Source organism: Longimonas haloalkaliphila (genome assembly GCF_055379825.1).
Genome location: NZ_AP043948.1, coordinates 2,600,064 through 2,627,006, shown reverse-complemented (window position 1 = coordinate 2,627,006; position 26,943 = coordinate 2,600,064). Strand labels below are relative to the sequence as shown.

Annotated in this window: 25 protein-coding genes; 18 read left to right on the top strand and 7 right to left on the bottom strand. The window is 58.2% G+C overall.

Features of this window, described 5'->3' with window-relative positions:
* The first annotated feature begins 45 nt into the window (after window positions 1-45).
* The 10 genes from ACZ48V_RS10205 to ACZ48V_RS10160 all read left to right on the top strand — a co-directional run bounded on the left by ACZ48V_RS10205 (window position 46) and on the right by ACZ48V_RS10160 (window position 7,516).
* On the top strand, window positions 46-1,455 hold the full coding sequence (locus tag ACZ48V_RS10205) for an alpha/beta hydrolase family protein (RefSeq protein ID WP_464538802.1): 1,410 nt from the start codon (window positions 46-48) through the stop codon (window positions 1,453-1,455).
* Window positions 1,456-1,767: 312 nt separating this feature from the next.
* Window positions 1,768-2,007, top strand: a complete 240-nt coding sequence (locus ACZ48V_RS10200; RefSeq protein WP_464538800.1) for a hypothetical protein — start codon at window positions 1,768-1,770, stop codon at window positions 2,005-2,007.
* Window positions 2,008-2,166: 159 nt separating this feature from the next.
* Window positions 2,167-2,520: a hypothetical protein gene (locus tag ACZ48V_RS10195; RefSeq protein ID WP_464538798.1), complete on the top strand. Its 354-nt coding sequence runs from the start codon at window positions 2,167-2,169 to the stop codon at window positions 2,518-2,520.
* A 460-nt stretch (window positions 2,521-2,980) separates the two neighbouring features.
* Window positions 2,981-3,280 (top strand): DUF2442 domain-containing protein, encoded by a 300-nt coding sequence (locus ACZ48V_RS10190; RefSeq protein WP_464538796.1) that lies wholly within the window; start codon window positions 2,981-2,983, stop codon window positions 3,278-3,280.
* Complete coding sequence (locus ACZ48V_RS10185; RefSeq protein ID WP_464538794.1) at window positions 3,273-3,533, top strand: DUF4160 domain-containing protein; 261 nt, start codon at window positions 3,273-3,275, stop codon at window positions 3,531-3,533. Before ACZ48V_RS10190 ends, ACZ48V_RS10185 begins: the two co-directional genes overlap by 8 nt.
* Window positions 3,534-3,777: 244 nt before the next feature.
* Window positions 3,778-4,497 carry a hypothetical protein gene (locus ACZ48V_RS10180; RefSeq protein WP_464538792.1) on the top strand — a complete coding sequence of 240 codons (720 nt, stop codon included), beginning with the start codon at window positions 3,778-3,780 and terminating at the stop codon, window positions 4,495-4,497.
* Between the two features lie 197 nt (window positions 4,498-4,694).
* A complete protein-coding gene (locus tag ACZ48V_RS10175) occupies window positions 4,695-5,315 on the top strand; it encodes a PaeR7I family type II restriction endonuclease (protein WP_464538790.1) in 621 nt (206 codons plus the stop codon).
* Window positions 5,316-5,414: 99 nt separating this feature from the next.
* The gene (locus tag ACZ48V_RS10170; RefSeq protein ID WP_464538788.1) at window positions 5,415-6,779 is read left to right on the top strand and encodes an Eco57I restriction-modification methylase domain-containing protein; all 1,365 of its coding nucleotides are present in this window, start codon (window positions 5,415-5,417) and stop codon (window positions 6,777-6,779) included.
* A 186-nt stretch (window positions 6,780-6,965) separates the two neighbouring features.
* A complete protein-coding gene (locus ACZ48V_RS10165; protein WP_464538786.1) occupies window positions 6,966-7,193 on the top strand; it encodes a DUF433 domain-containing protein in 228 nt (75 codons plus the stop codon).
* A complete protein-coding gene (locus tag ACZ48V_RS10160) occupies window positions 7,190-7,516 on the top strand; it encodes a DUF5615 family PIN-like protein (protein ID WP_464538784.1) in 327 nt (108 codons plus the stop codon). The genes ACZ48V_RS10165 and ACZ48V_RS10160 overlap by 4 nt, the downstream gene beginning before the upstream one ends.
* Window positions 7,517-7,593: 77 nt before the next feature.
* Here the strand turns inward: ACZ48V_RS10160 and ACZ48V_RS10155 are convergent, their stop codons facing one another.
* Entirely contained in the window at window positions 7,594-8,574 is a 981-nt protein-coding gene (locus tag ACZ48V_RS10155) for an ROK family protein (protein ID WP_464538782.1), read from the bottom strand.
* A 555-nt stretch (window positions 8,575-9,129) separates the two neighbouring features.
* Between ACZ48V_RS10155 and ACZ48V_RS10150 the strand changes: the two genes are divergently transcribed.
* The 6 genes from ACZ48V_RS10150 (at window position 9,130) to ACZ48V_RS10125 (ending at window position 18,132) form a co-directional block, all read left to right on the top strand.
* A complete protein-coding gene (locus ACZ48V_RS10150; protein WP_464538780.1) occupies window positions 9,130-10,914 on the top strand; it encodes an ABC transporter ATP-binding protein in 1,785 nt (594 codons plus the stop codon).
* A gap of 78 nt (window positions 10,915-10,992) precedes the next feature.
* Window positions 10,993-11,394: a hypothetical protein gene (locus ACZ48V_RS10145; RefSeq protein WP_464538778.1), complete on the top strand. Its 402-nt coding sequence runs from the start codon at window positions 10,993-10,995 to the stop codon at window positions 11,392-11,394.
* Window positions 11,395-11,683: 289 nt separating this feature from the next.
* Window positions 11,684-13,774 carry a hypothetical protein gene (locus ACZ48V_RS10140; RefSeq protein WP_464538776.1) on the top strand — a complete coding sequence of 697 codons (2,091 nt, stop codon included), beginning with the start codon at window positions 11,684-11,686 and terminating at the stop codon, window positions 13,772-13,774.
* Window positions 13,775-14,320: 546 nt separating this feature from the next.
* Window positions 14,321-15,577, top strand: a complete 1,257-nt coding sequence (locus ACZ48V_RS10135; protein ID WP_464538774.1) for a CAP domain-containing protein — start codon at window positions 14,321-14,323, stop codon at window positions 15,575-15,577.
* An 88-nt stretch (window positions 15,578-15,665) separates the two neighbouring features.
* Window positions 15,666-16,187 carry a hypothetical protein gene (locus ACZ48V_RS10130; protein WP_464538772.1) on the top strand — a complete coding sequence of 174 codons (522 nt, stop codon included), beginning with the start codon at window positions 15,666-15,668 and terminating at the stop codon, window positions 16,185-16,187.
* A 244-nt stretch (window positions 16,188-16,431) separates the two neighbouring features.
* The gene (locus ACZ48V_RS10125) at window positions 16,432-18,132 is read left to right on the top strand and encodes an L-lactate permease (RefSeq protein ID WP_464538770.1); all 1,701 of its coding nucleotides are present in this window, start codon (window positions 16,432-16,434) and stop codon (window positions 18,130-18,132) included.
* An 86-nt stretch (window positions 18,133-18,218) separates the two neighbouring features.
* Here ACZ48V_RS10125 and ACZ48V_RS10120 read toward each other — a convergent pair whose 3' ends face one another.
* On the bottom strand, window positions 18,219-18,821 hold the full coding sequence (locus ACZ48V_RS10120) for an FxsA family protein (protein ID WP_464538768.1): 603 nt from the start codon (window positions 18,819-18,821) through the stop codon (window positions 18,219-18,221).
* A gap of 182 nt (window positions 18,822-19,003) precedes the next feature.
* On the opposite strand from ACZ48V_RS10120, the gene ACZ48V_RS10115 reads away from it, so the two are divergent.
* Window positions 19,004-20,065 carry an NAD(P)/FAD-dependent oxidoreductase gene (locus ACZ48V_RS10115; protein ID WP_464538766.1) on the top strand — a complete coding sequence of 354 codons (1,062 nt, stop codon included), beginning with the start codon at window positions 19,004-19,006 and terminating at the stop codon, window positions 20,063-20,065.
* A gap of 33 nt (window positions 20,066-20,098) precedes the next feature.
* Here the strand turns inward: ACZ48V_RS10115 and ACZ48V_RS10110 are convergent, their stop codons facing one another.
* From ACZ48V_RS10110 to ACZ48V_RS10100, 3 genes are all read right to left on the bottom strand, one after another.
* Window positions 20,099-21,262 carry a glycosyltransferase gene (locus ACZ48V_RS10110; RefSeq protein WP_464538764.1) on the bottom strand — a complete coding sequence of 388 codons (1,164 nt, stop codon included), beginning with the start codon at window positions 21,260-21,262 and terminating at the stop codon, window positions 20,099-20,101.
* Window positions 21,259-22,275, bottom strand: coding sequence for a lysylphosphatidylglycerol synthase transmembrane domain-containing protein (locus ACZ48V_RS10105; RefSeq protein ID WP_464538762.1), 1,017 nt, complete (start codon window positions 22,273-22,275; stop codon window positions 21,259-21,261). Before ACZ48V_RS10105 ends, ACZ48V_RS10110 begins: the two co-directional genes overlap by 4 nt.
* Window positions 22,276-22,380: 105 nt before the next feature.
* Window positions 22,381-23,022, bottom strand: a complete 642-nt coding sequence (locus ACZ48V_RS10100; RefSeq protein ID WP_464538760.1) for an OmpA family protein — start codon at window positions 23,020-23,022, stop codon at window positions 22,381-22,383.
* Window positions 23,023-23,221: 199 nt separating this feature from the next.
* Between ACZ48V_RS10100 and ACZ48V_RS10095 the strand changes: the two genes are divergently transcribed.
* Complete coding sequence (locus ACZ48V_RS10095; protein ID WP_464538758.1) at window positions 23,222-23,596, top strand: hypothetical protein; 375 nt, start codon at window positions 23,222-23,224, stop codon at window positions 23,594-23,596.
* A 134-nt stretch (window positions 23,597-23,730) separates the two neighbouring features.
* Here the strand turns inward: ACZ48V_RS10095 and aceA are convergent, their stop codons facing one another.
* Both aceA and ACZ48V_RS10085 read right to left on the bottom strand, forming a co-directional pair.
* Window positions 23,731-25,032 carry an isocitrate lyase gene (gene aceA, locus ACZ48V_RS10090; protein ID WP_464538756.1) on the bottom strand — a complete coding sequence of 434 codons (1,302 nt, stop codon included), beginning with the start codon at window positions 25,030-25,032 and terminating at the stop codon, window positions 23,731-23,733.
* Between the two features lie 134 nt (window positions 25,033-25,166).
* Entirely contained in the window at window positions 25,167-26,909 is a 1,743-nt protein-coding gene (locus tag ACZ48V_RS10085) for a malate synthase (protein ID WP_464538755.1), read from the bottom strand.
* Window positions 26,910-26,943: the final 34 nt, after the last annotated feature.

Genomic DNA, 26,943 nt, shown 5'->3' with positions numbered 1-26,943 from the left:
CGTTTCAGCAGTCTGGCTTGTCTTTTTAGCAGCGCTTTTTTCGCTATGCGAATCCTCCGCCGCCTCCTTTTCATTCTCGCGCTTCCCTTTGTTCTTCTCGCACACCCTGCCTGTGCGCAGACCCAAAGCACAAGTCCGAGCGAGGCGCTGCTTGGCGCGTGGTCAGCCGAGGAGGACTACTTCCGACCGATCTTCCGGTTCGAACGCAGCGATGGCGGAGCAGTTACGGCCTTTTTGGCGGGCGACACGTCGCAAGAAGGCAATTCCTTCTCGAGTACGACTGTCCGAGGCGATAGCATCTTTCTGGAGCTTGCGCCTGCAAATGCGCAGTTCCGGGGCGCACTCTCAGAAGACGGAACACGGATCGAAGGCACATGGACGCAGGGCCGTCGCACAGCATCGCTTACCTTTAGGCCCGTCAGTGAAGATGATGCCAGCGGGCCGTCCCGCCCGCAAGAGCCGGAGCCGCCATACCCGTACGACACGGAGGAAGTAACCTTCCGTAACTCGTCCGATGGCATCACGCTCGCGGGCACTTTGACCCTGCCGAAAGAGAGCGGTCCGCATCCAGCAGTTGTGCTCCTTTCTGGAACAGGGCCTCAAGACCGGAACGCGGAAGCGCACCACCATAAACCGTTTCTCGTGCTTGCCGACCACCTGACGCGTCACGGCATTGCAGTTCTACGGTACGACAAGCGTGGGGTAGCTGAGTCGGAAGGACGCTTCATGAGCGCGCGCTTCGATGACCTCGCTCGCGATGCTGCAACGGCGCTGCGTTTTCTGAAAGAGCGCTCCGACATTGAAGAACGCGAGACCGGCCTTCTCGGACTAAGCGAAGGCGGATCTTTGGCCCCGATGGTAAGCGAGCGTTTCGAGGACGCTTCTTTCCTCGTATTGCTGGCCGCTCCGAGCGTGCCGGGGCACGAGCTGCTCACTGGACAGAACGAAAGAGCGCTCGCTCTCCCGCTGGACGCTCCGGAGGCCGCAGTTGATTCCCTTCAGAGAGTCAACCGTCGCATATTCGAGGTTACACATTCGGACCTGGACTCAACTGACGCCGCTCAGCGAGTCCAGGCGATTCTCAAAGAGGAGGGAATAGCTGGTGAGAGGCTTCGAAGATTGACCAAACAAGCCACAGCACCAGGAGGGCGATATTTCGCTCGGTACGATCCCCAGCCCGTCTTGCGGAAACTCAGTGTACCTGTCCTCGCGCTCTATGGCAGTAAGGACCTGCAAGTGCCGCCGACGCAGAATGCGAGACCGATGCGCTCGGCCCTTGAGGAAAGCTCCGGAGATGAGACCACTGTTCGCGTGCTCACCGGGCTAAACCACATGTTTCAGCCCGCCGATACGGGGCATCCGAACGAGTATGGTCAGATAGAGACGACGATGGATCCCGAGGCGCTAGACGTGATTGCCGACTGGATCCGCGAGCACGCTTCTGCCAGTGAGTAACTGCCCCTTCTCCGCAGAAGCCTGGAATAGCCCAAGTCGAGAATACTACCAAGTGCACATAACAAGGCCATGCACGCGGACCGAGGGCTGGCGCGTCTGGGCTACCGCCAAGACAACTTGAACAATCGCAGCTTCGGCCAAGTCGCTGGCGTGCCCTCAGCCGGTGATGGCCGAGCCGTTATGCCTACTCTGTTGGCATAGCACCGGATCTTCCTCGCCTATCAGGTTGATTTAGAGGAGTTTGTGATGATTTGGGGATATATGCTATGTCATGTGTATTGATATAATTAAAGGATAGGTTAAAGATAAGACATGAAATGGACCGCAGTTATTTTCAATCTGCTATTGATTGCGATGGTGGTTTTTCTGATTATCACAGAAGGTGTCCCGGATGGAGAAGATGTTTTCTTTGTAGCCCTTTTGTTAGCGGCACCAATATCTAGCTTGTTTGCTCTACTTATTGGGGATGAAGAAAGCTGGATAGGGCTCTATTTCAAGCGAAAAGCCCTCGAAGAAAAAAACAAGATTGAAAGTTTAGACAAAGGTGAGTGATGGCTAATGCCTAACAATACGCTCGTTTGGACGCTAACTACGCTGCGCTCCGTTTGCGCCACAGAGCTTTGCCGTTATGTGGCCGAATAAGAGCAACTCTAGGCTGCATGTAACTCCTTCCACAAAACGCTAAACGCTAATAAAAACAATCAAAATCGTATGTCTGATTGGGGCCAACTCAAAAGTGAAGTTGAGGAAAACGGGAATGTCTTAACTGTCAGCATGGAACGACTACGCGATGCCCTTGGGGCTGGCAAACTAGGGGTCAACGTTCGCTCCAATATTAGTAAAGAGCTGGCGGGAATGGGGCTTGGGCATGTTCCTGAAGAGCTACCCGCTTACCAACACGAACAAGTCCGTCTATACAAACGAGGAACACAGGTTGGCGGCACTATCGAAACTGTGCTGTCCCCTGGTCAGAAGAAAGATCAAACTATTGCAGAACGTTTTGGAGAAGAGCAACCGGACTACGCGAGCATCGTCGATCAGATTCGCGAGTTGGTTGCCGAGTAACTCCTATCTGATCATACCATCTGCCGCCTATTCCATCAATTTGTAAGTTTAAACTCATGCCCAAGTACAGCAATCAGTTTCGAGTTCCTGATCATATTGAACAGGTTTATGAAGATGAGGAAGGAAATATGATAGGCACTCTCAGGATTAAGCCCTCCGGAGTTGCTTGGAAGCCGAAGAACCATCACAGATTTTTCAGCGTCAGTCTTGATGATTTCACAGAGTGGATTCAGAGCGACGAGGCAGACGCAAATAAAACCAAAAGCTGATAATAACAGCTTTGCCACATAACCCTACGCTGCTGCGGACGAAGGGCGCGGGGGTTTTCGATGAGCCCGAAACGTATGGCGCTTCTGCCATCTTGTTGATATGTTGCCGGTGCCTTCGCCACAGAGCTACACCGTTACAGCGCTTGGAAACGTGGCTGTGAGCTATTGCGTTGGTTATCCTGTCCTGCTCCTTGAACATCTCCAACTCCATGTTTGAGCCTTTGGAAGTAAAAGCCCTTTCTGACTACCGCATTTGGATCCGTTATGCTGACGGTGAAGAAGGAGACGTGGACTTGTCACATCTTGCTGGCCAGGGCGTCTTTGAACTCTGGGAGGATGAGGAGAAATGGAAAAACGTCCGCATCGCCGACGATGGAGCCATCCGCTGGAGTGAAGAGGTTGAGCTATGCCCGGACGCGACGTACATGAAGCTGACGGGCAAATCCCCGGAGGAGCTGTTCCCGAAGCTGAACTCGACAGCCCATGCCTGAGCTTTGCCGGTTCTACGGCGTGCGGATCAAGATGTATTATGACGATCATAACCCACCGCACTTCCACGCCGAGTATGCAGGAGACGAGGCGCTGATCACGATTGACACGTTGGATGTGATGGCAGGTGAGCTTCCGAGTCGGGCCTTAGGATTGGTCTACGAGTGGGCCGGGAAGCACCGTGCGGAGTTGAGAGAGGCGTGGAAGCGCGCGAAGAATTTGGAGCCGACGGGAAAGATCGAGCCACTCGAATAAGCTAAAAAGGCTCTATAACTCCCGCTGCTGCGACCACGGGCTGTGGCCAGATACCAGCAGTAGCACCTCTTTCGCCTCATTCGCATGGTACTGCTGACCGTTGCAGCAGAGCCCCCATTATGAAAAACCGCACACCCAGATGGGTACCAAAACAACAGTGCAAGTGGCTATAGCCGCGTGCTATGTCATCTTGTGGGCATGGAGTCCATTCTTCGTGTAGGCTCAGGCCCCAGCGTGCACGGAGGTGCGCCCCTCTGAGGACGAACTGACTCAAATCCGCAATGCCGGTCGATGGCTCGCGCTTTACGAGATCGTCTGTGATCATGCCGATGACGCGCTGGCGGCGGCAGGGGCCTCAATCGAACGGGGACCGTGCCTGGCCCAACGAACCGGTGCGGGTTGGAGCGTCGCCTATGGCCATTGGCGTAACGAGGGCTTTGAGCAACACGCCATGGTTCGGCTTAACAGCAGCCGGGAGGTTACAGATGTCGACACTACAGCCTCCACCGTACACGAAGGATGGGCCTACGATTTCGGACGCGCAGCGTCATTCGGGCAAAGCGAAGCCCAGAACAAACTGGGCGCGCTAACCGAGAGACATACGTATGGCGTGATCGTGGCTTCATATCCGTGGCATGACACAGTGCTCACGGCCTACGTATTCCCCGATCCTGAAGAGGGAACGGTGCTGGGCGGGGATGTCCGCGTTGAAGTCGATGCCGATACCGGATCGATACTCGGAATCCAGCGCCTCCACAACGAAGTGATTCCGATGAGCGGCTCGCCACAAAATGCGAGGGTAAGCGTGTCAACCGCCGTCCGCACCTGCGTGCCCACAGAGACAGATGTCTTCATGGTGCTTCGTCGCGAGCCACGGATCCCACACATTGTCGTAGCAGAAGCGTGGATCTACGGCATCGAACCGAATGGAGAGGTCAAGGTGCTCCGCCGCAGAGAGGAATAGCGGCGCTGTGCTTCGTTCAGCATTCAGGGGTGGGACGATGTGCACCATTACAAAGTTCGCTCAAACACATGTCTACTCGCTCCGGCACGGATAGCATTTCTGGTCTTGACTATGTAGATTACTGTAACCCTTTGTCGTAGAGCGATGTCGCTATCTGCGCCCACTGTCTTACATGTACTACGCCTTACTCAGGACGTATGAATGAAACGCCAAGTCAACCCGATGGCACTGGCAATCAACTTCCACCAGATCAGCTTTTCGAAACGATTGACCGGGAAGTCAGAGAAGCCGTAAAATGGTTTTGGGCAACACAGGAGAGTCAGAAAGGAAAGCAGGCACAGTCTGAGAATAACACGCGGGGGCGGAGAGCCAATGTACTGGGCGGGAAGCAGATGGACGGATTCGCCAGTTTGATTGAGGATATCCTGCTGAGATTTGGCGTTCCTCAGACATCCATTGTCCATAATTATCAAGCCACATTACCGGGATACTTTCGCCAAGAGAAAGAATGGGATACGACCGTCGTGCATGAAGGCAATCTGCTTGCGGCGATCGAGTTCAAGTCGATTGCGAGTTCATTCGGAAACAACCTTAACAACCGGACGGAGGAAGCCCTTGGTAGTAATACAGATTTACGCCAGGCCTACGAGCAGGGCGTTTTTGCCCCTTCGGCTCGTCCTTGGCTCGGATATCTCATGCTGATGGCTAAAAAAGAAGGCGCAACCCGCCCTGTGCGTGTACGCGAGCCGAATTTTGACGTAGATCCTGTTTTTGACAGGGCATCGTACGCACAGCGCGGTGAAATTCTATGCCAATGAAGAGCTGCGGTTTGAACGATTTGCACGTCGTCTCACATACCATGTGCTTGGGGCCATGAAGTAGATCAACGTCCTTCTCCAACCCGAATGGAGTGACAAATGAAAGGATACGTTCCGACCCCATCCGATCTTGCTGATCGCATTGTGGAGCGCCTCTTTCGTGATCATGTGCCAGTCGAAGGAGACCGGATTCTCTATCCGGGAAGCGGGACATGTCCGTTTGGTGCCGCTGTTGAGAGAATCTGTGAAGCGCATGGGTGGCCGTGCCCAGAAGGGCATGCCGTAGAGCTGAATCCCCGACACATCGAAAATGCAAAAGCCCGTGGGCTGCAGCATGTTACGTACCACGAGGCAGATTTTCTTTCGTTGTGCCCACAAACGTTTGGCGCGTTTGACTATGTCGTCGGCAATCCGCCGTATGCTGGAACTGAAAAACTGTCTGACGACGAAAAAGATCGGTACCGAGCGCATTTCTCGTCAGCGTCGGGACGGATGGACTTGTATTTTCTCTTCTTTGAACAGGGCCTCAACCTCCTGAAAGCAGGTGGCCTCCTTGCTTTTGTGACTCCGGAAAAATGGACCTATGTTGAGTCGGCAGCGCCTCTGCGTCGCCTGCTCGGCAACGTCCATATTGAAGAGATTGAACACATCCGTGAGGATGCATTCGAAAAGCGAATTACGTATCCCGCGATCACAACGATCCGAAAATCGTCTCCTTCTACGACAGAAGTAACGCTCCGAAACGGAGAAACATACACAACAACGCTATCAGCATCAGGCGCAAGTTGGGCAGCCCAACTTCGGGGAGCTACCCAGCTTGATATGGATACAGGAGGCGTTCTCGGGGATGCGGTGATACGCATATCCGCGGGTGTGGCGACCGGTCGGGATCAGATCTTTGTGATCGATGCGGACGATGTGCCTGATACCCTTTCACAGCAGTGGCTTCGTCCCACGGTAAGCGGACGCGAACTCGGCACGGTGGACTTGACTTCTCCTCCAAAGCGGTTTGTCTGTCCCTATACAGATACCGGAAGTCTGTACCCTGAAGATGAGCTCGGTTCGTATCGAAATTGGGCTGCGTCGCATCGCGCAGCGCTGGAGGCCCGGTTTTGTGTCGCGAAGAACGGCAAGGCCTGGTACAGCTGGCATGAGACGCCACCAATGGAAGATATCCTCCGCCCCAAAATCCTATTTAAAGATGTTGCTTCCGAGCCCCACTTCTGGATCGATTGGAACGGCGACATCGTACCGCGCCATTCGGTTTATTACGCTATACCGAAACGAGGTGTCGATATCGAAGACTTATCAGCGTATCTAAATAGCGAAACAGCGCGGCTGTGGATGGAAGCGCATTGCCCTCGGGCTGCGAATGGGTACCTGCGTTTGCAGAGCCGCGTACTCAAGAAATTGCCCATTCCGGAGCGCTTGCACGTTGGAGGCCAATACACGCTTGCACTGTAGATGGAATGAGAAAGGAAAGATCATGTGGTTCGCTCTGGAGGGTGCTCGTCCGAGAGGACTGCTACGTCGGCATTACCTTTGCCGTAGAGCAATGCTGTCATAGCATTCGGACAACACACTGAACCATATGGTGGCAAGCGGGCGTCTTACCTCAGAAGAGCTGGTTCATCAACCTATAGACCTGCTATGAAACGCGAACAGATCTTTCATCGCGACCCTGAAATTCTCGGGGGCACACCTGTCTTTACGGGCACCCGCGTTCCGGTAGTATCACTCCTCCATCACCTGAAGCATGGAAAGCGTCTGGAGGAATTTCTCGACGACTTTCCTTCGGTACAGCGTGAGCAAGCCGAGGCCTTTTTAGACCTTGCGGAGGAAGAGTTGGTGCACGAGTATCCTTCTCCAACGGCATGACGGTTCTTCTTGACGAGAACATCCCACGAAAGCTAAAGTGGCGCTTTATCGAGCGCGGCATTGAGGTCGTTACCGTTCCTGAACGCGGATGGGCGGGCGTGAAAAACGGGGAGCTTCTACGTTGCGCCGAAGATGAGTTCGACGTGCTGCTTACGATGGACCAGGGCATCGAGCATCAGCGGAATATTGCATCGCGAGCACTCGGGATCGTCACAGTTGTTGCCCCGAATAACGAGTACGAGACGCTACTTCCGTTGGTGCCGGAAATAGAAGTAGCTCTGCGGCAGGTTAAGACAGGAACGGTTTTGTTTGTTGTAGCATAGCCCGCTTCCTACTATATCGATGACGAGACACATCCACAATGCGTTGGGCACGGAGCGTGGTAATCCGGCCCAATGTTCTACAGGGCCGACTGGAGGCGGCGGCGCGCAACCACAGCAGCCCCGACGGGTCCGGCATCGTCGCCGAGGGCAGCGGGGACGAGGCGGATCTTCTCGGCGCCCTCGCGCTGCAGGTAGTGCTGGCGGGCCGTACGGCCGATCGGGTCGATGAAGTCCTGGCCCAGGCGCTCCACGACCCCGCCACCAAAGACGATGACTTCGGGATCCAGCACGTTTACAAGGTTGGCGGTGAGCAGGCCGAGGTAGTACTGCGCGTTCTGGATGGCTTCCTCCATCAGCGCATCCTCGGCCTCCAGCGATGCTTCGATGACGCTGCTGGTAAGCTTCTTCTTGCCCTTCTTGTCCATGATCTCGAAGACCTGCGTTGAGCGGCCTTTCTCCATCTCCTCGCGGATGATCGCCTCCATAGCGGTCTTGCTGGCGTACGCCTCCACGCAGCCGTGTCGTCCGCACCCGCACTGGCGTCCGCGGGGCTGCACCACCACGTGCCCCACCTCGCCCGCAACGCCGCGCCAGCCGTAGTGCGGCGTGCCGTCGAGGACCAGTCCGCCCCCGATGCCGCTTCCCACAAAAATACCGACCATGTTGAGCGTGCCCTTTCCGGCACCGTAGACGTGCTCGCCGAGAACCCCGATGTTCACATCGTTGTCGACAAGCACGGGCAGGCCCAGATCGGCTTCAAGCCGCTCGCCGAGAGAGACGTTCGTCCAGTTCAGATTCGGAGCCGAGTGGACGACCCCGGACTGCACATCCACCGCGCCCGGCGCGCCGATGCATAGCGCGCTATAGTCGCTTGCGTCGTTGTTCATCTTATCCATCACCTTGCGGACCGTCTTGCCGATCCGCTCGATGACAACGTCGACGCCTTCTGAAGCACGGGTCTTCTTTTTCTTCGAGGCGAGGATCTCGCTCCCGCGAACGGCGGCAGCTTCAATGTTGGTGCCACCGAGGTCAACGCCGATAATCAAAGGAGTAGCCATGAGTGTCGGGGGAGTAGGTGAAAAAGAGAAACGGGTGCCAGAAAAGGAAGCTGCTTGCTTCGATAATGGCAAAAGCAGGGAGAAAGAACAGTTATATGGTACGCACCACGGACGAAAAAAACATCCCGATCCTGCCCGCTTGGGCGTTTTGGGACCGTCGGGTGGTTCAGTCCGAATGTCGTTACGCCTTCATACGTGCAGGATCAACTGCGTCCTGCGGTATCGTATATGACAAAGTGGGGTAACGCTTCGTGCGTTACGGGGTAGCGTAGGGTGTGCGATGTCGAACGGCATCCGCCTGAGCAGCCCATGCCGTCGACTGAGGTAGATGGGACGGGTATCGCCCTCCATACTGCGCCTTGATAGATTACCTTCCGCATCCGCCAGACCCTGACCCCTTTGATGCCTGTCGACGATCTGCGAGAGTGAACTCCGCCCCCTGTGTTTTTCTTCAACATGTGCATTATGAACCTGCTTACGCCACTCGCGTCTGACGTGAGGGTGCCTGGCGCCGCTTCATGTGTATCCTCTTTTTTGTATTCGAAATAAGTCTGTATGTCCGACCCCAACACCGAGCCGCGCCAGTCCACACTTGCTATATTGAAGCGGCTATGGAGCGTGCTGGCTCCCTACAAGGCGCGGGTGCTGGCGCTTGTGGCGCTTATCAGCTTTACGGCTGCGCTTGAGTCTCTCGGGCCGCAGTTTGTGCGCTACGCCTTCGACACGGTCATCCCGGAAGGCGACATGACGCTCTTTCTGTGGTTCGGCGCCGCGTTCGCCGGGTTCTATCTCTTTCGGGCGATTATCGAGTATGCGGGCATGTACTGGAGCTTTGCGCTCACGCAGCACGTGGTGAGCGATGTGCGCATGGATGCGTACAACCATCTCATGAAGCTGCCGGTATCGCGCTTTGCCGACGAGCAGTCCGGGTCGCTCAGCTCACGGGTCGTGAGCGATCCGAATGCGCTGGAGGGGATGATTCAGGCGGCGGCGTCGCGGCTATCGGGGCAGCTGGTCGCGATTATCGTGGTGGCGGTCATTCTGGTGATCATGAACTGGAAGCTTGCGCTGGTGAACCTGGTGGTGCTGCCGCTGCTGGCGGTGATCACCTACTACTACCAGGAGCCGCTTCGTGAAGCCTCGCGCGACATCCGCGAAACGGTGGCGCGCCTCACCGCCACCTCGACCGAAGCCATCTCCAACATCCGCGTGGTCAAGGCCTTTGTGGGGGAAGATCAGGAGCGCAAGCGCTTTGGACGCCAGAACCAGGCCTACGTCGATCTCAACCTCGACCGCCGCAAAGACGTGGGCAAGATGGAGGGCCTTGTAAATATCACGGCGAACTACGGACTCGGCGCGCTGCTTCTGATCGGCGGCTGGATGGTGGTGGGGGAGACGCTCACCCTGGGCGAACTGACGGCGTTCATCATGTATCAGCGGCAGCTTCAGGGGCCGGTTAAGTCGGTGATGTTCTTCAACGATAAGCTGCAGTCGGGCATGGCGGCGCTGGAGCGTCTGTCGAACTTGATGGAGACCGAGCCCGAGTCGGGCGGATCCAAAACCGATGTGCCTGCTGGTACGATTGCACTCAACGACGTCCGTTTCACGTATCCCGATGCGAAAGAACCTGCGCTGCGCGGCGTATCGATGCAGATTCCACACGGTGAAACAGCCGCACTTGTGGGCTCCTCGGGGGCCGGGAAGAGCACCGTAGCCAACCTGATCGGCCGGTTCTGGGACCCGCAGGACGGGAGCGTCACGCTTGGCGGAGAAGACCTGCGCTCGTTCGATCTGAAGGCCCTGCGCCGCAAGATCGCGCTTGTGCCGCAGGATCCCACGCTGTTTTCGGGCACCGTCGCCTCCAACATCTGCTACGCCGAACCCGAGGCGACCGAGGCCGATGTGCGGCGCGCGGCGCGTATGGCAAACGCCCATGCGTTCATCGAGGGGCTGCCCGAGGGCTACGATACGCAGATCGGCGAGCGCGGCATCCGGCTCTCCGGCGGACAGAAACAGCGGGTGGCCATCGCCCGCGCCATTCTGAAGGAGGCGCAGGTCTTGCTCCTGGATGAGGCGACGTCGGACCTCGACAGCGAGTCAGAGGCCGTCATTCAGGATGCGCTCGACGGCCTCTTCGCCCGCGGCGACGGACTCACCTCCGTGGTGATTGCCCATCGCCTCAGCACCATCGAAGCCGCCGACACTATCCTCGTTATGGAAGACGGGCAGCTCGTTGAATCGGGCACGCACGACCGGCTCCTCGCGGAGAACGGACGCTACGCAGAGCTGTGGACGCTGCAGCACCGGCGCCACGACACCGTCTCGACCAAGCAGGCGTAGCGCGCTTCGGGGGGAGCGGATTGGTGTTGCAGACGTACGTATCTGCCGTACTTAATCAATAAACCGGTAGCACCCATTATGAACGGATGGATGTGGGGAAAAGTCCTTGGTATCTGGCTGCTGTGTGCTGTAGCGGCTGCGCTGAATGGAGGCGTGCGCGATGCCGTGCTTGCTCCATGGATTGGTGCACAATGGGCCCTGCCGCTGAGTGGAATCACGCTGTCGGTACTGATTATGCTCATTGCGTGGACGTTTGTGCCGCGTCTCGGACAGCTTCCCCCGCGTGTCTACTGGGTAATCGGCGGCCTGTGGCTACTCCTTACCGTCGGCTTTGAACTGATTTTAGGGCGCGCGACCGGGCAGTCGTGGAGCGAGCTGTTGGCTGTTTTGAATGTGATGGAAGGTAATCTCTACGGGCTCGTGCTCTTCGTTGTGTGCATCGCACCCTATGTAGCAGCACGGATTCGTGGGCTCGTTTAAGAGCAGGAGGTGCGCGGCCTCCGAATAACTCTTGCGTCCTGTCTACAGAAGCAGCTACATGTTAAAGGATATGTAAACTTTGAAAAGAGAGCTACTTACGCACGGTGCGTGTGTCCGCATATAAGGCACGCTTTGCGCATGTACAGATGAGCAACACGTCATAATATCATGCCGTGCGCCAGCATTTTGCCAACGCACAGGTTTTCAGCAGCGTCGTCTGGGTATCCATGTTATACTCCGCGTTGCGGCTTAACTGCGCGTTACTCTTCCTTAGAACCTCTTTGTACTTATGTTCTATGCTAATCTCTCCTCGTTTCTGTCCTTTCGAACGTTCCTGCTACCTGCAGCGCTTGCCTGTGCGCTTGTGCTTGTGGGATGCGACGACGACCCCGTCAGTCCCGGACCGGAACCCGAGCCTGACCCTGACCCTGAAGTGAACGCCTCGTTTACGGTTACGCCTGAAACTCCAGATGTCGGTTCGGAGGTAACACTCGACGGAAGCGGATCGTCGGGTCAGAATACCGGTGCGCTGTCCTTTGACTGGACGCTCACGACGCCCGAGGGCAGCAACGCCGTTGTCGACGATCCTTCAGCGGAAGTAACGACCTTCGAGGCGGATGTCGAAGGGACTTACGACGTGGCCCTCGAAGTCTCAGCCGGTGGAGCGGTAGATACCGCGACCGACGCGATTGAAGCCAGTTCATCCGTATCCATCGTAGAGATCTCTGACGACATCACCGCCAACCGGACGCTCTACTCCGACACGCTATACGTGGTTACCGACGAGGTGGACCTGCGGGCGCTCGTAACCGTGGAGCCGGGTACCACTATCGAGTTTGAGAACGCTACCGGATTTGAACTCCGATCCAGCGGCGGATTGGTTGCCGATGGTACCGAATCCGACCCCATTCTCATGACTGGCACTGAAGAAACACCGGGTTGGTGGAACGGCATCTACGTACGGTCCTCGCAGAACCCGAATAACGTGCTGAATCACGTTACCGTTGAATACGGCGGGGGCGATGATTTTGTGGGGGCTGAATCAGGAAACGTTATTGTGGCTACTGGAGCGAGCGATGGTGCTTCCATCAGCATCACCAACAGTACGCTGCGGCATAGCGGAAGCGATGGACTGTGGGTGCGAAGCAACGGAGACCTGCCGAACTTCGAAGGAAATACCCTTACGCAAAACGAGCAAGCCCCTGCTGCGGTGGGATACAACAATGTTCATCTCTTAGACGACGGCTCCACCTACACCGGCAACAGCAATGATTATGTGTATGCTCGCTCGGGCAACACCATTGAAACTACGAATGTGCAATGGGACAACCTGGACGTGCCGTACCGGGTTGGGACCAGCGAGATCGAAGTGCGCGACGTAGATTTTGTGATTGCACCCGGCACAACGCTTGAGTTTGAGGAAGATAGTCACGTTGAGCTTCGCTCAAACAGCGCGCTCATCGCCGACGGTAGCGAAGCGGCTCCCATTCTCTTTACCGGCACCGAAGAAACACCGGGTTGGTGGAACGGCATCTACGTACGGTCCTCGCAGAACCCGAATAACGTGCTGAATCACGTCACTGTTGAATACGGCGGGGGCGATGACTTCGTCGGGACTGAACCAGGAAACGTTATTGTGGCCACTGGCGCGAGCGATGGCGCTTCCATCAGCATCACCAACAGCGTATTGCGCCATAGCGCCACCGACGGACTCTGGGTACGGCGCAACGGAGATCTGCCCAGCTTTCAGAATAACATCCTGACAAGCAATGGGGCGGTGCCAGTTGACATCGCCTATAACAACGTACACCTGTTAGATAGCGGGTCGAACTATACGGGTAACACCAACGACTACGTTGTAGCGCGCGACCGGGGGGCACGGCTCGACAGCGAAAATGTAACCTGGGAACGCTTGAATGTCCCGTACCGGGTCGAAGCCAGCACGGTTGAGATACAGGACATTACCCTCACAATCGCGCCTGGCACAACGATTGAGTTTGAAGAGGATACCGGTATTGAGATTGGCACCGGTGGCGGTCTCATTGCCGATGGGACCGAAGGTAACCCGATCCTCTTTACGGGGACCGCGGAAACAGCGGGCTGGTGGAACGGCATTTTCGTGGAGTCACGAAACCCCGATAATCTGCTCGACGGAGTCACCGTTGAATACGGCGGCGGCGACGACTTCGTAGGCGCGCCTGCCGGGAACGTCATTATCGGCAGCGGAGCCAACGAAGGCGAGATGAGCGTGATCAACAGCCAGCTACGTAACAGCGCTGCGTTTGGCGTGTGGGTTAATAGCGCCAGCGATGCAAATGATGGTATTTGCGGCGTGAATAACTTCAACAATAATGCAGAAGCAGACTGCGAGGTGAATTAACGCCACCCTCCGTGTGAACAGCTGCGCGCCGTCCTGCGCAAAGGACATCGCCCCGACCAGCGAAAGCAAGCTGGTCGGGGTTTTTCTATGAGCTGCCGCCTGTGATCTACCGTCTGTCTTACTCACCGGGTGCATGGCCCCCGCGTTCTTTTCAGGTGCGACGTGCCCCCCGCGACCTGTGCAGGTCCGATTGTATTCGCCTCGCAGGGTACCGAGGACGCAAGGAATCCCCGGCTATAGATTTCCTTAGCCCGGAACCAGAAGCGAAGTGGACACCCCGAGTGGCCTGAGGATCCCCCCTCTCCACAAAAGTAAGGCAACTCCGGGGGGATGCTACCCTGTTAGCGTCCACTCCCGCGTGTCTATTCCTGCGATTAAGATATGAGGTTCTCATCTCATATCCGGGTTTCGCTGACAAGAATAATCTACCCTGTGTGAATCTATACAAACATAAATGCATACTACCTGGCAGGATATTAGTACATATTGTATTAATGCGTTGTTAATCTCTTGATGTCTTGTTTTACTTAACCCTCTGTAACGTCTATGCTGCGTACTATTGCACCATTGTTCAGTATGCTACTCATTGTCTTGCTGGCATTTCCGTCGAAGGCAGAGGCACAAGATAAGCGAGGGGCGAGAAGCGCTTCGATCTCAGTTTATGAATCGCCAGTTTACGATGATGAGCCTGTCACAGTTGTTTTTGAAGGGGCTGAGAGCGAGTACGACTGGATAGGAATCTACGCATCAGGCGTAACGCCCAGTCGGGACGCGTCAGCAGAGCTGTGGCTGTACGTCAACGGCTCGCGCACTGCTGGCAGGTACATGCCGCGCGGCACGATGCCGCTCCACAATCATAACCTGGAGCCGGGCAACTATGAGGTCTGGCTTCTCTCGAATGATGGTTACACACCGCTTACCACGTCTGCCTCGTTTGCAGTAAAATCTGCGGTCTCGGACCGTGGATCTGTAATTGTTCGGGGCGGAGAAAATCGAGAGCCTGAACTCCTTCCATTGATCAATGAGGCGCGCAGCGAGGCTCGCATGTGCGGCGAGGAGTACTACCAGGCCACAGGCCCCGTGGTATGGAACGAAGATCTGGCTATCGTTGCGCTCAATCACTCCAACGATATGACCACGAATATCTTCCGGGGCCATACCGGAAGCAATGGGGCGTCGCCTCATGAGCGTGTCCGAGAACAGACCCGGATGTTTGTCTCAACAGGCGAGATTCTCTCGTACTTTTACACAGATGTTGAAGGGGCCGTAGAAGGCTGGCTTAACAGTCCGGGACATTGCCGAATTATCATGGGTGATAACTTCACGCACGTGGGAGGGGCCATTCAGCATGGACCACGTTTCGACAACCCTAACAATGAGGGGGCATACCGGACCGCCGTTTTTGGCGGACTGCCCGGTGGACAAGCGGAGTTTGATGCTGAACCCTATGCCGAGTCTAACAACGAATCTAACAACAACCAGCAACAGATTCAGACACAGATGCCTGCTCCGCCGCCTGTACTCTCAGATCCGTTAGAGACGGCCTCCATCACCGTATACGGGCATGAGCAGTGCATGAACACCTCGGCGCTACGACGTGAGCTCGACGAGGAGAGTATCTCATATCAAATGCGTGACATCAATAAGGAGGATGCCTACAACCGCGAGATGTGGAACCGAATCCGTGAAAGCACGGGCGCTATGAACAGCGTGATGCTTCCTGTCGTGGATGTTGACGGTACTGTGGTCAGCGGTACGACGTCTATAGAGCGGCTCGAAAGGGCGCTTGAAGATGCAGAATAAGGACGTCTCCAGCAGTTGGAGACGTTAGCCGTAGACCTGTTCGCCGAGTAATTCTCGTTTGCTTTCCGCCACAGAGTTCCGCCAGAACATGTATCGATTCATCCAGATGTGCGTCTTTGTCCTTGCCAGCATGCTAACCACACTGACTATCACGCCAGGCGAAGCATCCGCATGCAGCTGTGCGCCACCCGTACCGCCACTTGAGTCAGCTCTGATGGCAGATGCGGTTTTCCTGGCTGAAATCAAAACGATTAAAGATGTCAACGAAGCAGACGATGGTCTCAATACGTCTTTCATGACCAGCCTCTGGGCGTGGCTGTCGGGCACATCCGTACAAGACGAGCGCCGTCCCGATCCGTCGCGTGATCTGCAGGTGGAGTTCACGGTTACAGAAGCCTACAAGGGCGTGGAGGGAGGAAATGGACATCTAACCACGAAAGCGTTATCGTCCTTGTGTGGTTATACCCGCTTTGAGGAAGGTAAATCTTTTCTGATCTACGGTTATGTAGATCGCGAGGGAGGATTAAGAACAAACCTGTGTACGCGTACAACCCCTGCATCAAACGCAGAGGAGGAGATAGATACCCTTCGTGCAGAGTACGTCGAGTAGCAAGATAAGAAGCATCGGTCTTTGCAATTGGCCGGTGTGTGTCGTGCTCACAACAAAGTGATGCAACACTACCATGATCTGGCACCACCGCTTGCGGCATAGAACATGCTCGCATCGTGCGCTGCCTGAAGAGAATATCTCCCATGATTATGAGAGTGAACGTGGCATCCGAGTGAAACTCATACTCGCTGCAGGGCTATGGATGCAGGTGTAGAGTCCTCGCTCATCCAGGTCTTGGCCTATCATGATCCAAAGCGCCTTGCTGGCTGCTCTTCCGCTGTTCATCATTGCCGTTCTGCTTGTCGGGTTTCTGTGGCCTTCTGGACGCACCATGCCTATCGCCTGGGCCACGGCCTCGATCGTTGCCTACTTCGCGTGGCAGATGCCACCTGCCTGGATCGCGGCGGCCTCGATCAGTGGGTTCATGACAGCCGTTGAGATTCTCTGGATCGTATTCGGGGCGCTTGTGCTTCTGTACACGCTGATGCGCTCGGGCGCAGTCGACCGCATCAATGCGGGCTTTGCGGCGATCAGCGAGGATCGCCGCGTGCAGGTTGTGGTGCTGGCGTTCTTCCTCGCTACGTTTCTGGAAGGGGTGGCCGGATTCGGAACGCCCGCCGCCGTGGTAGCGCCGCTCCTGCTCGCCCTCGGATTTCCAGCCCTTGCTGCCGTAGTCGCTGCACTGGTGGGCCACGCTATTGCGACGGTCTTTGGCGCGGTGGGTACCCCGGTTGTTGTCGGGTTTAGCGCGCCGCTGGGGGGATTCGAAGAGGCACTCGCCGCCGGCGGATGGACGGTCGCCGATTACGCAATGGCGGCGGGCGGATGGGCAGCGCTGCTCAATGGAATCGTGGGGGTATTCATGCCGCTCATCGCCGTAGGCCTAATCGTATACTTCTTTAGCCCAGCCGAGCAGTCGCCTGCAGCGGCCCTGTGGAGCGTAGCGCCGCTCTGTCTCTTTGCCGGAATTGCGTTTGTCATTCCGTACGTCGCTACCGCATGGTTCATCGGCCCCGAACTGCCTTCGCTCATCGGTGCGATGGTGGGCGGCGCCGTTGTGGTGGGGGCGCTGCGTGCCGGCTACTTCGCGCCGTCGGATACGTGGACCTTTCCGCCGCGTGCGGACTGGCCGCCGTACTGGATCGGCACGATCGAGCCCGGCGGCAACCGATCCGACGTTGCGCTCGACACCCAGCGCTCGATGTCGCTTGTGCGGGCCTGGGCGCCGTATCTGATTCTGGTGGCGCTGCTTGTCGGTACGCGTGTGATCGAGCCCGTTGGGGGCTGGCTCCGCACCACGCCCGGACTCACCCTGCTGTGGGATGACATTCTCAACACGACGCTTGCAGGGGCAGTCGAGTGGGCCTACGTGCCAGGGACCTGGCTGGCGATCAGTGCGCTGCTCGCGGTTCCCATTTTTGGCATGACACGCGAACAGATTGGCGGTGCCTGGCGCGAGGCGGCAGAAACGCTGGTCTCGCCCGCTGTAGCGCTTATCTTCGTGATCGCGATGGTCGAGATTATGCTTGAAACCGGCACCCACCCCGGGGCACCGCGCGGCAGCATGATCGTCGTGCTTGCCGAGGTCACAGCCAGCGCCATTGGACCGGCCTACACGATGGTCGCCCCGGCAGTGGGCGCGCTTGGCTCGTTCATTGCCGGCTCCATCACCGTGAGTAACATTACGTTCGTGGGATTCCAGTTCGAGGTCGCGCAGACGCTTGGGCTGCCCACGCAGCTTATCATTGCCGCTCAGGCCATGGGAGCCGCCATCGGCAACGTCGTGGCAATCCACAACGTGATTGCGGCGCTGGCTACAGTTGGGCTTGTAGGAGAAGCCGGGCGCGTCATCCGGCTCAACCTGCTTCCGCTTGCATATTACCTGCTGGCGGGGGGACTCGTGGTAACGCTCGCAGCGTATGTGGTAGCGCCGCAGGTGTTTTGAGTACAGGCACAGCGGGCGAACACCGTAAAACGGATATCTTTTCGATTTGCGCGACAAAAGGAGCGTTGGACTCCTGGCTCGTATCGCTACCGGGAGCGGTCTGAGCGCGACTCGTCATCCGGTGAGAGCTCATCATCTTCGTTGGCATGGCCGGGCATCTGTCGGCCAGTACCTTTCCACTGGTCGGGCTCTGCGCCCGAGGGGCCGGCAGAATTGTTCGCATCCCCCATAGATGGCCCTGTCGGATCGTTCATCGAGGCATCGTCGAACCCGGCAAAGCCCGATCCGCCATAGAAGCTGCCATACTGGACCTGCATAGAGCCTTCCTCCATCTTTTTCTGAAGGCGCTTCATGATGATCTTGCGCATGACGCGGCGTGAGGGCGGCACGAGCCCCAGAAAGCCGACCACGTCGGTCAGTACGCCGGGTGTAACGAGCAGGGCCCCTGCCACGAGGATGATAACGCCTTCGACGATCTCATCGCCGGGCAGTGCGCCGGTCTGTAGGCGGGCGTTCAGCTTTTTCCAGGTTGATGCGCCTTCGCGACGGGCCAGGTAGCCCCCTACGACGCCGGTTACCAGAATAAGCGCGACCGTAGGCCACAGGCTGATCAGCCGTTCTACCTGAATGAACAGCATGAACTCAACAGCGGGAAGGAGCAGAAAGAGCAGTATAATACGGGCAACCATAGCGCATACAAATCATCAGGTAGAGCAGGCGGCCGGCAGGAAGTGGACAACCATGTCACACTCAGGCCGCGCGTTTCCCCGAACACACAACCGGGGGTAGAGGATTCAACGCGAGCAGCGCATAGCCGGGTTTCGTGTTATGCGCGCGTGCATCTACAACAATATCAAAAGATTAGCGAGATATGAAGCGTATTGCAATCATCGGAGCCGGGGCGGCAGGACTCACCGCAGCCTGGCATCTGCGTACCTCCAACGCCGAGGTGAAGCTATTTGAGAAGAGCAGGGGGTACACCGGCCGCGCCGCTACGCGAAGCCACGGCGCAGTGCGCTACGACTTTGGCGCGAACTACCTGGCGGGGGTGTCGGGCCGGGTGCGTACGCTGATTACCGAGACCCTGCCCACCGACCGGCTGGCCACGATCGAGCGTCCGGTGTGGACGTTCAACGGCGAGGGGGTTGTCTCGCCGCCCAATGAAGAGACGGTGCCGCGGTGGACTTACGACGGCGGTATCAACACGCTGGGTAAGCTGATGGTGCAGGAGGGGGCGCTGGTGGTGGCACGGACCACGCGGATCCAGCATCTGGAAGCGGAAAAAGGCGGGTGGCAGCTTCACTCGACCGAGGGCGAGGTGCACGGACCGTTTGATGCTGTGCTCTGTACCGCGCCGGCTCCGCAGGCGGCTACGATCATGCAGCGCAGCGAAGCAACGGGGGGTGCGGAACGGCATCTGCAGGCCTGTGCGAAGGCGCTCAACGAGGCAGCCTATGCGCCGCAGTTTGCATACGTGCTTGGATGCGAAGCGCCTATTGATCGACTGAATGCCTTCTACGGGCTCCGCAACGTCTCCGGGGACCATCCGATTGCATGGATGAGCTTCGAGGAGGACAAGCCGGGCCGCGTGCCTACGGGGCAGTCGGTGCTGGTGGTGCAGATGAGTGCATCGTGGACCGCCCCACGCGTCGATACGGACCCGGCAGTGCACATTGAGGTGGTGCAGGAGCAGGTGGCCGGGGTGCTTGGCAAGGCGCTCCCGCCGATAGGCTGGACGGATGCGCACCGGTGGCGGTATGCCTTTCCGACTGTGCCGCCAGACGCCACGCCCCTCGACGCTGCCGCTGCATCCGGGCTGTACTTTGCCGGCGACTACCGGATCGGGGCCGGCCGTGTGGGGCGTGCCATGGAGAGCGGATGGGCGCAGGCCGAACGCATCGAGTCGCGCCACACCGCACCGGTTGCGTCGTAGCGCAGCCGCCGACCACGTGCTGGTTGCAGCGAGCTACGTATCAACTGTGCGCCCCTTCCAGCGAACGGCCCCGAACATGCCGTGGAGTCCGGCCCCTACCAGATAGGCGACCTGAAGAAGCGAGGCGGGAATGTAGGAGCGCATGAGGTCGCGATGGTCGACAGCGTGTGAGGCAGGAAGTACAAGGAGCAGGTCGGCCCCCATCTTCGCGAGTAGCCCCGTCATGACGGGTTGAGAGAGCACATTGGGATCGCTCAGGGCAATGGCGAAGGCTGCGAGCAAGACGGCGTGCACTACAAAAGTGCTGGCTGAGAGGAGCCAGGGCACCGGGTGGTACGACCGCGTGGCATGGGCCCAGCGCTTCCGCTGGCTCCAGAATGCACGCCACGACGAAGCCGGACGGGTCGTAACGGTAGCCGACGCATGCCACAGGTAGCGCGCATCGTCGGGCGTACGGTATGCGACATGCTGAAGCAACAGCTCATCGGCAGCCAGATGCGAAGAGAGTTGATCCTGCTCAAGCGTATCGATGAGCGAGCGATGCAGGCCCATATTCCCCCCGTTACAGATAGTGGGTAGTCCCACTCCGGCAGTGCCTGCACCGTAGGCATTTAAGCCCAGAAACTCCAGCGCTTGAAAGCGCTCAAACCACCGCTCATTGTCGATATCGTAGCGCACCGGGCCGCACACGACTGGCGTGCCTGACGAGCAGGCTGTAGCGAGCGTAGCGGCCCACTTGGGGGGAGGGATACAGTCGGCATCGACGACGAGAACAACCTCACCGACAGACTGCTCTATGCCATACGATACGGCCGTCTCCTTTCCGCGTCCGTACCGTAGCGGCAGACGAAGCGCCTCGTGGGGCGTATCCTGCTCCCATGCTTCGCTGCCTGCTACGGCAGCGGAGCGTAGCCGGCGGCGTGCGCGCGCGAGCGTAGCATCGGTGGAATGGTCATCCACTACAATAACTTGCAATTGCGTACCATTGGGCAGAACCTGCTCATGCAGGGCATCAAGGCAGGCGCCAATGGTTGAGGCCTCGTTGCGTGCAGGCACCACAACCGAGATGCACGCAGGAGCCGTATCGCCGGATACAGTTCGGGCGCTTCGCAGGCGTCCGTAAGCGAGAAGTGCCATGCCTACAACGTACAGGCCAAGGGGGAGGCCCACGAAGAGCCAGAGCGAGGAAGGCGTCATGCAGACGAGGAGGGTTGGTCATCGGATGCTGGAGACGTGGCATGCGCTGCCGGAACGGCGGCGTGCTCAAAGGAGAGGCCACGCACGAACAGCACACCTACGAGCGAGGGGGCTGCAATGTTGAGTGCAAATACAGCGAGGGCCGCGTTGAGCGCAGCGGCCGGGTCGGCACCGAACAGCGGCAGGAAAAACACCGCTGCGCCCTCGCGCACGCCGAGGTCCATGAGCGTAACCGCAGGCAGGAGGTACCGGATGTAGTACGCCAGAACGGATCCGGCGAAGGCGCCCGCAAATGCCACCTCGGGATCGAAAGCCTGCACGAGCACAGCCATCTGTGCAATAAAGACCAGGTACCGGAATGCCGACCAGGCAAACGAGGCTGCTACGGATCGCATGGAGAGACGCTCCAGGAACGAGAGATGCGCGCGCCAGGACATCCAGCGATCGGGGAGCCAGCGGGCGATGCCGAGCACCATACGTGGGGCGAGGAGCAGAGCGGTCACGCCTCCGGCAACCCCAATACCTGTAAGTAGAACGACCTCCCAGCCAATGCCCCATCCTACGTTTTCGGGCAGCGATCCGCTTCTCCACACATAGGCAAGAACCAGCGTACCGCCCCACAGCCCGATCACGAGATCGATCAGGCGTTGCAGAAGCACGGTGGCGGTAACCGACCATTTGTTGGGATACGTCACGCTGAAAGCGCGACCCGCGTACTCGCCAACTCGTGCGGGGGTAAAGAACCCGACAGCAAACCCGGCCATGACGGCGCGCCACATGACGCGGGCAGACATGCGCGGCATGAGGGGATGCATCAGCGCGGCCCATGCCCGGGCATTGCCCCACAGATTGGGCAGCACCATAGCCACTGCAAGGGCCAGGAGCCACAGACTGGCGGACCGTGCGGTGGCCCAGATTGCAGCGGGGTTGACGTACAGCACCAGGTAGCCCACGACAAGCACCGCCAGCAGCGCTTTCACCGCGGTGGTAACACGAGAACGAAAGGAGGCCATGGTAGAGCCGTGCTACCGGGCAAATACAAAATCAGGTGACCGTTGGTGAATGCATGTGCTGCAGAGAGTGCAGAGGGGGCTCACTGGCTCCTGCGCTCTTAGTACCTACTCGCCAGCAGTGATCGGCTGGTTTGCAGGAAGCACGGCAACACGTACGCGCCGGTTCTCACTACGTCCTTCGGCTGTTTCGTTGGTGGCGGTGGGCTGGTACTGCCCAAATCCAACAACCTCAAACCGGTTGGGCGAAAGCTCGTGGGTCCATTGCAGGTGGCGTACAACTGCAGAGGCGCGTGCGGCAGAGAGCTCCCAGTTGCTGGCAAAGATGCGGCTGAGCCGGTCGCCGATAGGCTTGTTGTCCGTGTACCCCTCAACGCGCACCACGCGATCCGAGAACTGTCCACGAAGCTTCTGGGCGACGTCTACGAGACGGTCGACGCCCTCCGAAGTAAGCTGAGCGCTGCCACTTTCAAAGAAGAGGTCGGTCGAGAGCACCTCTACAGTCTCACCACGGCGCTGCTCCTGGTCGGAGAGGCGGTTGCGGAGCTGTGAGTTCTCGCGCCGCAGCGCGGCGAGCTCGTTTTCAAGCGATTCGATCTCGCTCTGCAGAGCACTGACCTGCCCCTCCAGGCCTTCAAGCTCTGCAGGATCGATGCCGGGTTCGGACGATTGGCACCCGGTGCCTACGATGAGCAGAAAGACCGCTCCCAGAAGAGCAGTAGAGGTGCGCAGCGTGGAAAAAGAGCGCATAGTTGAGTAAGCGTTTAACGAAAGCATAGGAAGGTACGGCGTGTATTGCCGTTCAAGATGCGCACTGCAACCCGCTTTTGCAACACCTTTACGGGATAAAGGAGGATCGTTTCAATAGAAGTTGGAATGAGAGGCACAAGAGCCCGGATGTGTCGTTAAAATACAATAATCTGCTGAAATCCCAAACAGCACGCTCATCATGGCCAACCAGTCACGCCCTGTACGGCCCACCCACACCGAGTCGGGGCGTCCGCCTCTGCTGCAGACAAGCGATATTATGGATCGGCACATCGGTTCTGTGCTGGCGGCATTTGTCTTTCTTGGACTGTTTATCTTTACAGTGCCCGTGGCGCACATCTTGCCACTGCAGCCGACTACTGAGCTCACGGTGATCTGCCTGCTGTTTGCCGCGTGCCATCTGATGAACTGGCCGATGCTCACCTTGCGATGGCGGCTCTGGTTCCGTGGGGAGCTGTCGAACCGGGCCGCTCTGCTCACCTCGTTTCTGCTGATGGGGACGTTCGGCATCCCCTTCTACATCTTGTTCACGATCCTGATGACGACAACAGCCTAGCTGCTGCCACGCAAACTACTACAGGGACAGCGACCGGCGCTTGCGCGCGTGGAGGCTGCCCCTGTAGCAGGTGACATTTGCAGACAGACGGGGGGGCGCGGTCTGCTCCGGCGGTGCGTTTGGGCGAGGTGCGCTTAGGCGAACTGCGCTTCTTCGGTTGAGCCCTTCATGGCAGCCGTTTCGGATTGGCCGCCGGTGATCGTGTTCTTGATCTCATCGAAGTAGCCCGTGCCGACTTCGCGCTGGTGCTTCGTGGCGGTATAGCCGTCGACTTCGCTTGCGAACTCGGACTGCTGCAGCTCGGAGTAAGCGGCCATGCCGCGCTCGCTGTATCCTTTGGCCAGCGTGAACATGCTGTGGTTCAGGGCATGGAAGCCAGCCAGCGTGATGAACTGGAACGCATATCCCATCTTGCCCAGCTCCTGCTGGAAGGTGGCGATGGTGGCGTCGTCGAGGTGCGCCTTCCAGTTGAAAGAAGGAGAGCAGTTGTACGCCAGCATCTTGCCGGGATACTGCTCATGAATGGCATCGGCAAAGGTCTTGGCCTCCTCCAGATCGGGCTTCGACGTTTCAAACCAGAGCAAGTCGGCATACGGCGCATATGCCAGGCTGCGCGCGGTGGCCATCTCCAGTCCGCCTGAAATGCGGTGAAAGCCTTCGCTGGTACGCGTCTCGCTCGTGATAAACGGACGGTCGCGCTCGTCGACGTCGCTGGTGAGGAGCGTGGCGCTGTCAGCATCGGTGCGGGCTACAATGAGCGTGGGTACGCCCATCACGTCGGCAGCCAGGCGAGCGCTGGTAAGCACTTCCACAAACTGCTGCGTGGGGATAAGCACCTTGCCGCCCAGGTGGCCACACTTCTTCTCGGCAGCCAGCTGGTCTTCGTAGTGCACACCGGCGGCACCTGCTTCGATCATGGACTTCATGAGCTCGTAGGCGTGTAGCACGCCCCCATGTCCGGCTTCGGCATCGGCCATGATGGGGGCCATCCAGTAGGTGTCGTCGCCGTTGCCTTCAGCGTGATGCAGCTCGTCGGCCCGCTTCAGCGTGTTGTTGATGCGGCGCACCACATCGGGGGCACTGTTCGAAGCGTAGAGGCTCTGGTCGGGGTACATCTGGCGCGACAGGTTGGCGTCGGCCGCCACCTGCCAGCCGCTCAGGTAGATGGCCTTTAGTCCGGCCTTCACCTGCTGCATGGCCTGGTTGCCGGTGAGTGCGCCCAGGGCCGCCACGTAGTTTTCGTTGTGAAGGAGGTCCCACAGGCGGTCGGCGCCCCGCTCGGCGAGGGTATACGACATGTCGAAAGAGCCGCGCAGGCGAATTACGTCTTCGGCGGTGTAGGTGCGCTCGATGCCGTTCCAGCGCGGATTGCGGGCCCAGTCTTGCTTCAGCGCTTCGACGCGCGCTTCGTTGGTTGGAGCGTTTGAGTTTATCATAGGAGTACCTCGCGGTAAGGTGATGTCCATTTCTGGACAAGTCGATGATTGGTCGGTGGGGTTCGCTGCTCGGAACCAGAAGGGCTGACAGGCTCAGCCGGGCCGTAGGGAAGTGGGGCACAGAGCCCCTGCGCCTACACGCATGAATCTTCGCGCAGAAGCGCTTCCTTGTGTGCTTCGTCGCCAAAGCGTTCGGAGGCACACGTCAGAAACGCGCGGAACTGATCTTCGAGAAAGATATCCTCGGCGCAGGCACGTGCGGTCCGAAACGAGGCTTTCGTGGATTCAATCGCTTCATCGGAGGCGCCCTCCATGACGTCTTCGACTTCGGATTCAATGACTGCGATCTCCTCGTCAAAGATGTGGGTTACCAGCTCGGGCGTAACATCGGTGCCGTCGTCGAGCGTAACCCCGTGATGCAGCCACTGCCACACCTGGGCACGCGAGATCTCAAAGGTGGCGAGGTCTTCCATGCGGTTGTCCCACGCCACGCATCCATAATCATTCCCCCAGCCCTGCATGTACCCGATGGCCACGCGCACATTCACACGCACGCCGTCGAGGGTTTTTGGACTGGTGGATTTGGGAAGCAAGTCGGGCTGGTCGGGCAGATCGGGAATCACATCGAGCTGATGTGTGGCGCCTTTCTCTTCCAGCTTCTCGTTAAACGGCTTCATGGCCGGGCCGATGAAGTAGGGATGCGACACCCAGCAGCCGTCGTGGCCGATCGATGCCTCAAATTCCTTATCGGCAACAACCTTATCGACCTGCTGCTGACGCATCTCTTCGGTGCGTCCGGGCGTCTGCGGCGCCATACCGCCCATGCCAAAGGCGCCGTGGGTATGGCAGACACGGATAAGCTGCTTCACGTAGTTGGCCATCCACGAGCGGTTCATGCCGATGGAGTTCCGATCGGCCATAATACGGTCGTCATGTGCTTTAAGCACCTTGATATCGCTGAAGATCTTGTCCCAGCGACCGCCATTCAGCCCAGCAGCATGGGTGCGCATCTCGTAGAGGATTTCTTCCATCTGAAAGGCTGCCTCCAGCGTTTCAATCAGGAGCGTTGTCTTGATGGTACCGTCGTCGATACCCAACTCGGCCTCGATAAACGACAGCACCGTATTCCACCAGCGCGCCTCTTTGTAGTGTTCAACCTTCGGGATGTAGTACTTCGGCGTCTTGCCCTGATCAATGAGCGTCTGCGCCGTATGGTAGGCCGTTAGCACGAGGTCCAGCAGTCCGCCCGACACGGGAATATTGTTGACGAGCAGGTTCGATTCGTAGAGATGCAGACCGCGGACCCGTACCATCAGGAGTGGCATGTCGCTGGGATCGATGGCGTACTCCTTGACCGCGTTCCCGTCGGCGTCGGTTTTGGTGAAGCTAAGTGTGCCCTCGGCGGCTTCTCTCACGTTCTGCACGCCCTGCATCACGTTGGGCCAGGTGGGCTTCATCGCGTCCTCGAAGTCGAGCATCGCCGCATCGGCCCGGTGGCCGTCGTCGGTGCGGCTCAGCATATTGATCACCATCTTCGGATCGTTGACGGGCCCGGTGATTTCCACGCGGCGCTGTAGCAGATCCTCAGGAAGCGGATTCACCTGCCAGTTGGTGTGCGCGTCTGGGTGCTCCTCTTGGGGCAAGAAGCCAGGCACGGTGCCGTCGTCATACGCATCCTGACGGGTGCGGCGCGCCGCGAGTAGCGTCTGGCGCTCGTGCTCAAAGCGGCGGTGCGCCTTTGCCAGCAAGGCGACGACGTCATCAGTGAGAAGCGCCCTGGCCTGCGGCGTAAGCGCCGCGTCGTTGATTTCAACGCCGTCGGCGAGCTTGGTCCATGTAGTGGTTGACGGTTGAACGTCGAGCGATGCAGTAGTCATAAGCCCTGTATGGTTTGGCCCCGAGGATGTCGAT

Bases quoted from the DNA above. Each gene is read 5' to 3' on its own strand.
- ACZ48V_RS10205 (WP_464538802.1), top strand. From the start codon at position 46: ATGCGAATCCTCCGCCGCCTCCTTTTCATTCTCGCGCTTCCCTTTGTT.
- ACZ48V_RS10200 (WP_464538800.1), top strand. From the start codon at position 1,768: ATGAAATGGACCGCAGTTATTTTCAATCTGCTATTGATTGCGATGGTG.
- ACZ48V_RS10195 (WP_464538798.1), top strand. From the start codon at position 2,167: ATGTCTGATTGGGGCCAACTCAAAAGTGAAGTTGAGGAAAACGGGAAT.
- ACZ48V_RS10185 (WP_464538794.1), top strand. From the start codon at position 3,273: ATGCCTGAGCTTTGCCGGTTCTACGGCGTGCGGATCAAGATGTATTAT.
- ACZ48V_RS10175 (WP_464538790.1), top strand. From the start codon at position 4,695: ATGAATGAAACGCCAAGTCAACCCGATGGCACTGGCAATCAACTTCCA.
- ACZ48V_RS10170 (WP_464538788.1), top strand. From the start codon at position 5,415: ATGAAAGGATACGTTCCGACCCCATCCGATCTTGCTGATCGCATTGTG.
- ACZ48V_RS10165 (WP_464538786.1), top strand. From the start codon at position 6,966: ATGAAACGCGAACAGATCTTTCATCGCGACCCTGAAATTCTCGGGGGC.
- ACZ48V_RS10160 (WP_464538784.1), top strand. From the start codon at position 7,190: ATGACGGTTCTTCTTGACGAGAACATCCCACGAAAGCTAAAGTGGCGC.
- ACZ48V_RS10155 (WP_464538782.1), bottom strand. From the start codon at position 8,574: ATGGCTACTCCTTTGATTATCGGCGTTGACCTCGGTGGCACCAACATT.
- ACZ48V_RS10150 (WP_464538780.1), top strand. From the start codon at position 9,130: ATGTCCGACCCCAACACCGAGCCGCGCCAGTCCACACTTGCTATATTG.
- ACZ48V_RS10145 (WP_464538778.1), top strand. From the start codon at position 10,993: ATGAACGGATGGATGTGGGGAAAAGTCCTTGGTATCTGGCTGCTGTGT.
- ACZ48V_RS10140 (WP_464538776.1), top strand. From the start codon at position 11,684: ATGTTCTATGCTAATCTCTCCTCGTTTCTGTCCTTTCGAACGTTCCTG.
- ACZ48V_RS10135 (WP_464538774.1), top strand. From the start codon at position 14,321: ATGCTGCGTACTATTGCACCATTGTTCAGTATGCTACTCATTGTCTTG.
- ACZ48V_RS10130 (WP_464538772.1), top strand. From the start codon at position 15,666: ATGTATCGATTCATCCAGATGTGCGTCTTTGTCCTTGCCAGCATGCTA.
- ACZ48V_RS10125 (WP_464538770.1), top strand. From the start codon at position 16,432: ATGATCCAAAGCGCCTTGCTGGCTGCTCTTCCGCTGTTCATCATTGCC.
- ACZ48V_RS10120 (WP_464538768.1), bottom strand. From the start codon at position 18,821: ATGGTTGCCCGTATTATACTGCTCTTTCTGCTCCTTCCCGCTGTTGAG.
- ACZ48V_RS10115 (WP_464538766.1), top strand. From the start codon at position 19,004: ATGAAGCGTATTGCAATCATCGGAGCCGGGGCGGCAGGACTCACCGCA.
- ACZ48V_RS10110 (WP_464538764.1), bottom strand. From the start codon at position 21,262: ATGACGCCTTCCTCGCTCTGGCTCTTCGTGGGCCTCCCCCTTGGCCTG.
- ACZ48V_RS10105 (WP_464538762.1), bottom strand. From the start codon at position 22,275: ATGGCCTCCTTTCGTTCTCGTGTTACCACCGCGGTGAAAGCGCTGCTG.
- ACZ48V_RS10100 (WP_464538760.1), bottom strand. From the start codon at position 23,022: ATGCGCTCTTTTTCCACGCTGCGCACCTCTACTGCTCTTCTGGGAGCG.
- ACZ48V_RS10095 (WP_464538758.1), top strand. From the start codon at position 23,222: ATGGCCAACCAGTCACGCCCTGTACGGCCCACCCACACCGAGTCGGGG.
- aceA (WP_464538756.1), bottom strand. From the start codon at position 25,032: ATGATAAACTCAAACGCTCCAACCAACGAAGCGCGCGTCGAAGCGCTG.
- ACZ48V_RS10085 (WP_464538755.1), bottom strand. From the start codon at position 26,909: ATGACTACTGCATCGCTCGACGTTCAACCGTCAACCACTACATGGACC.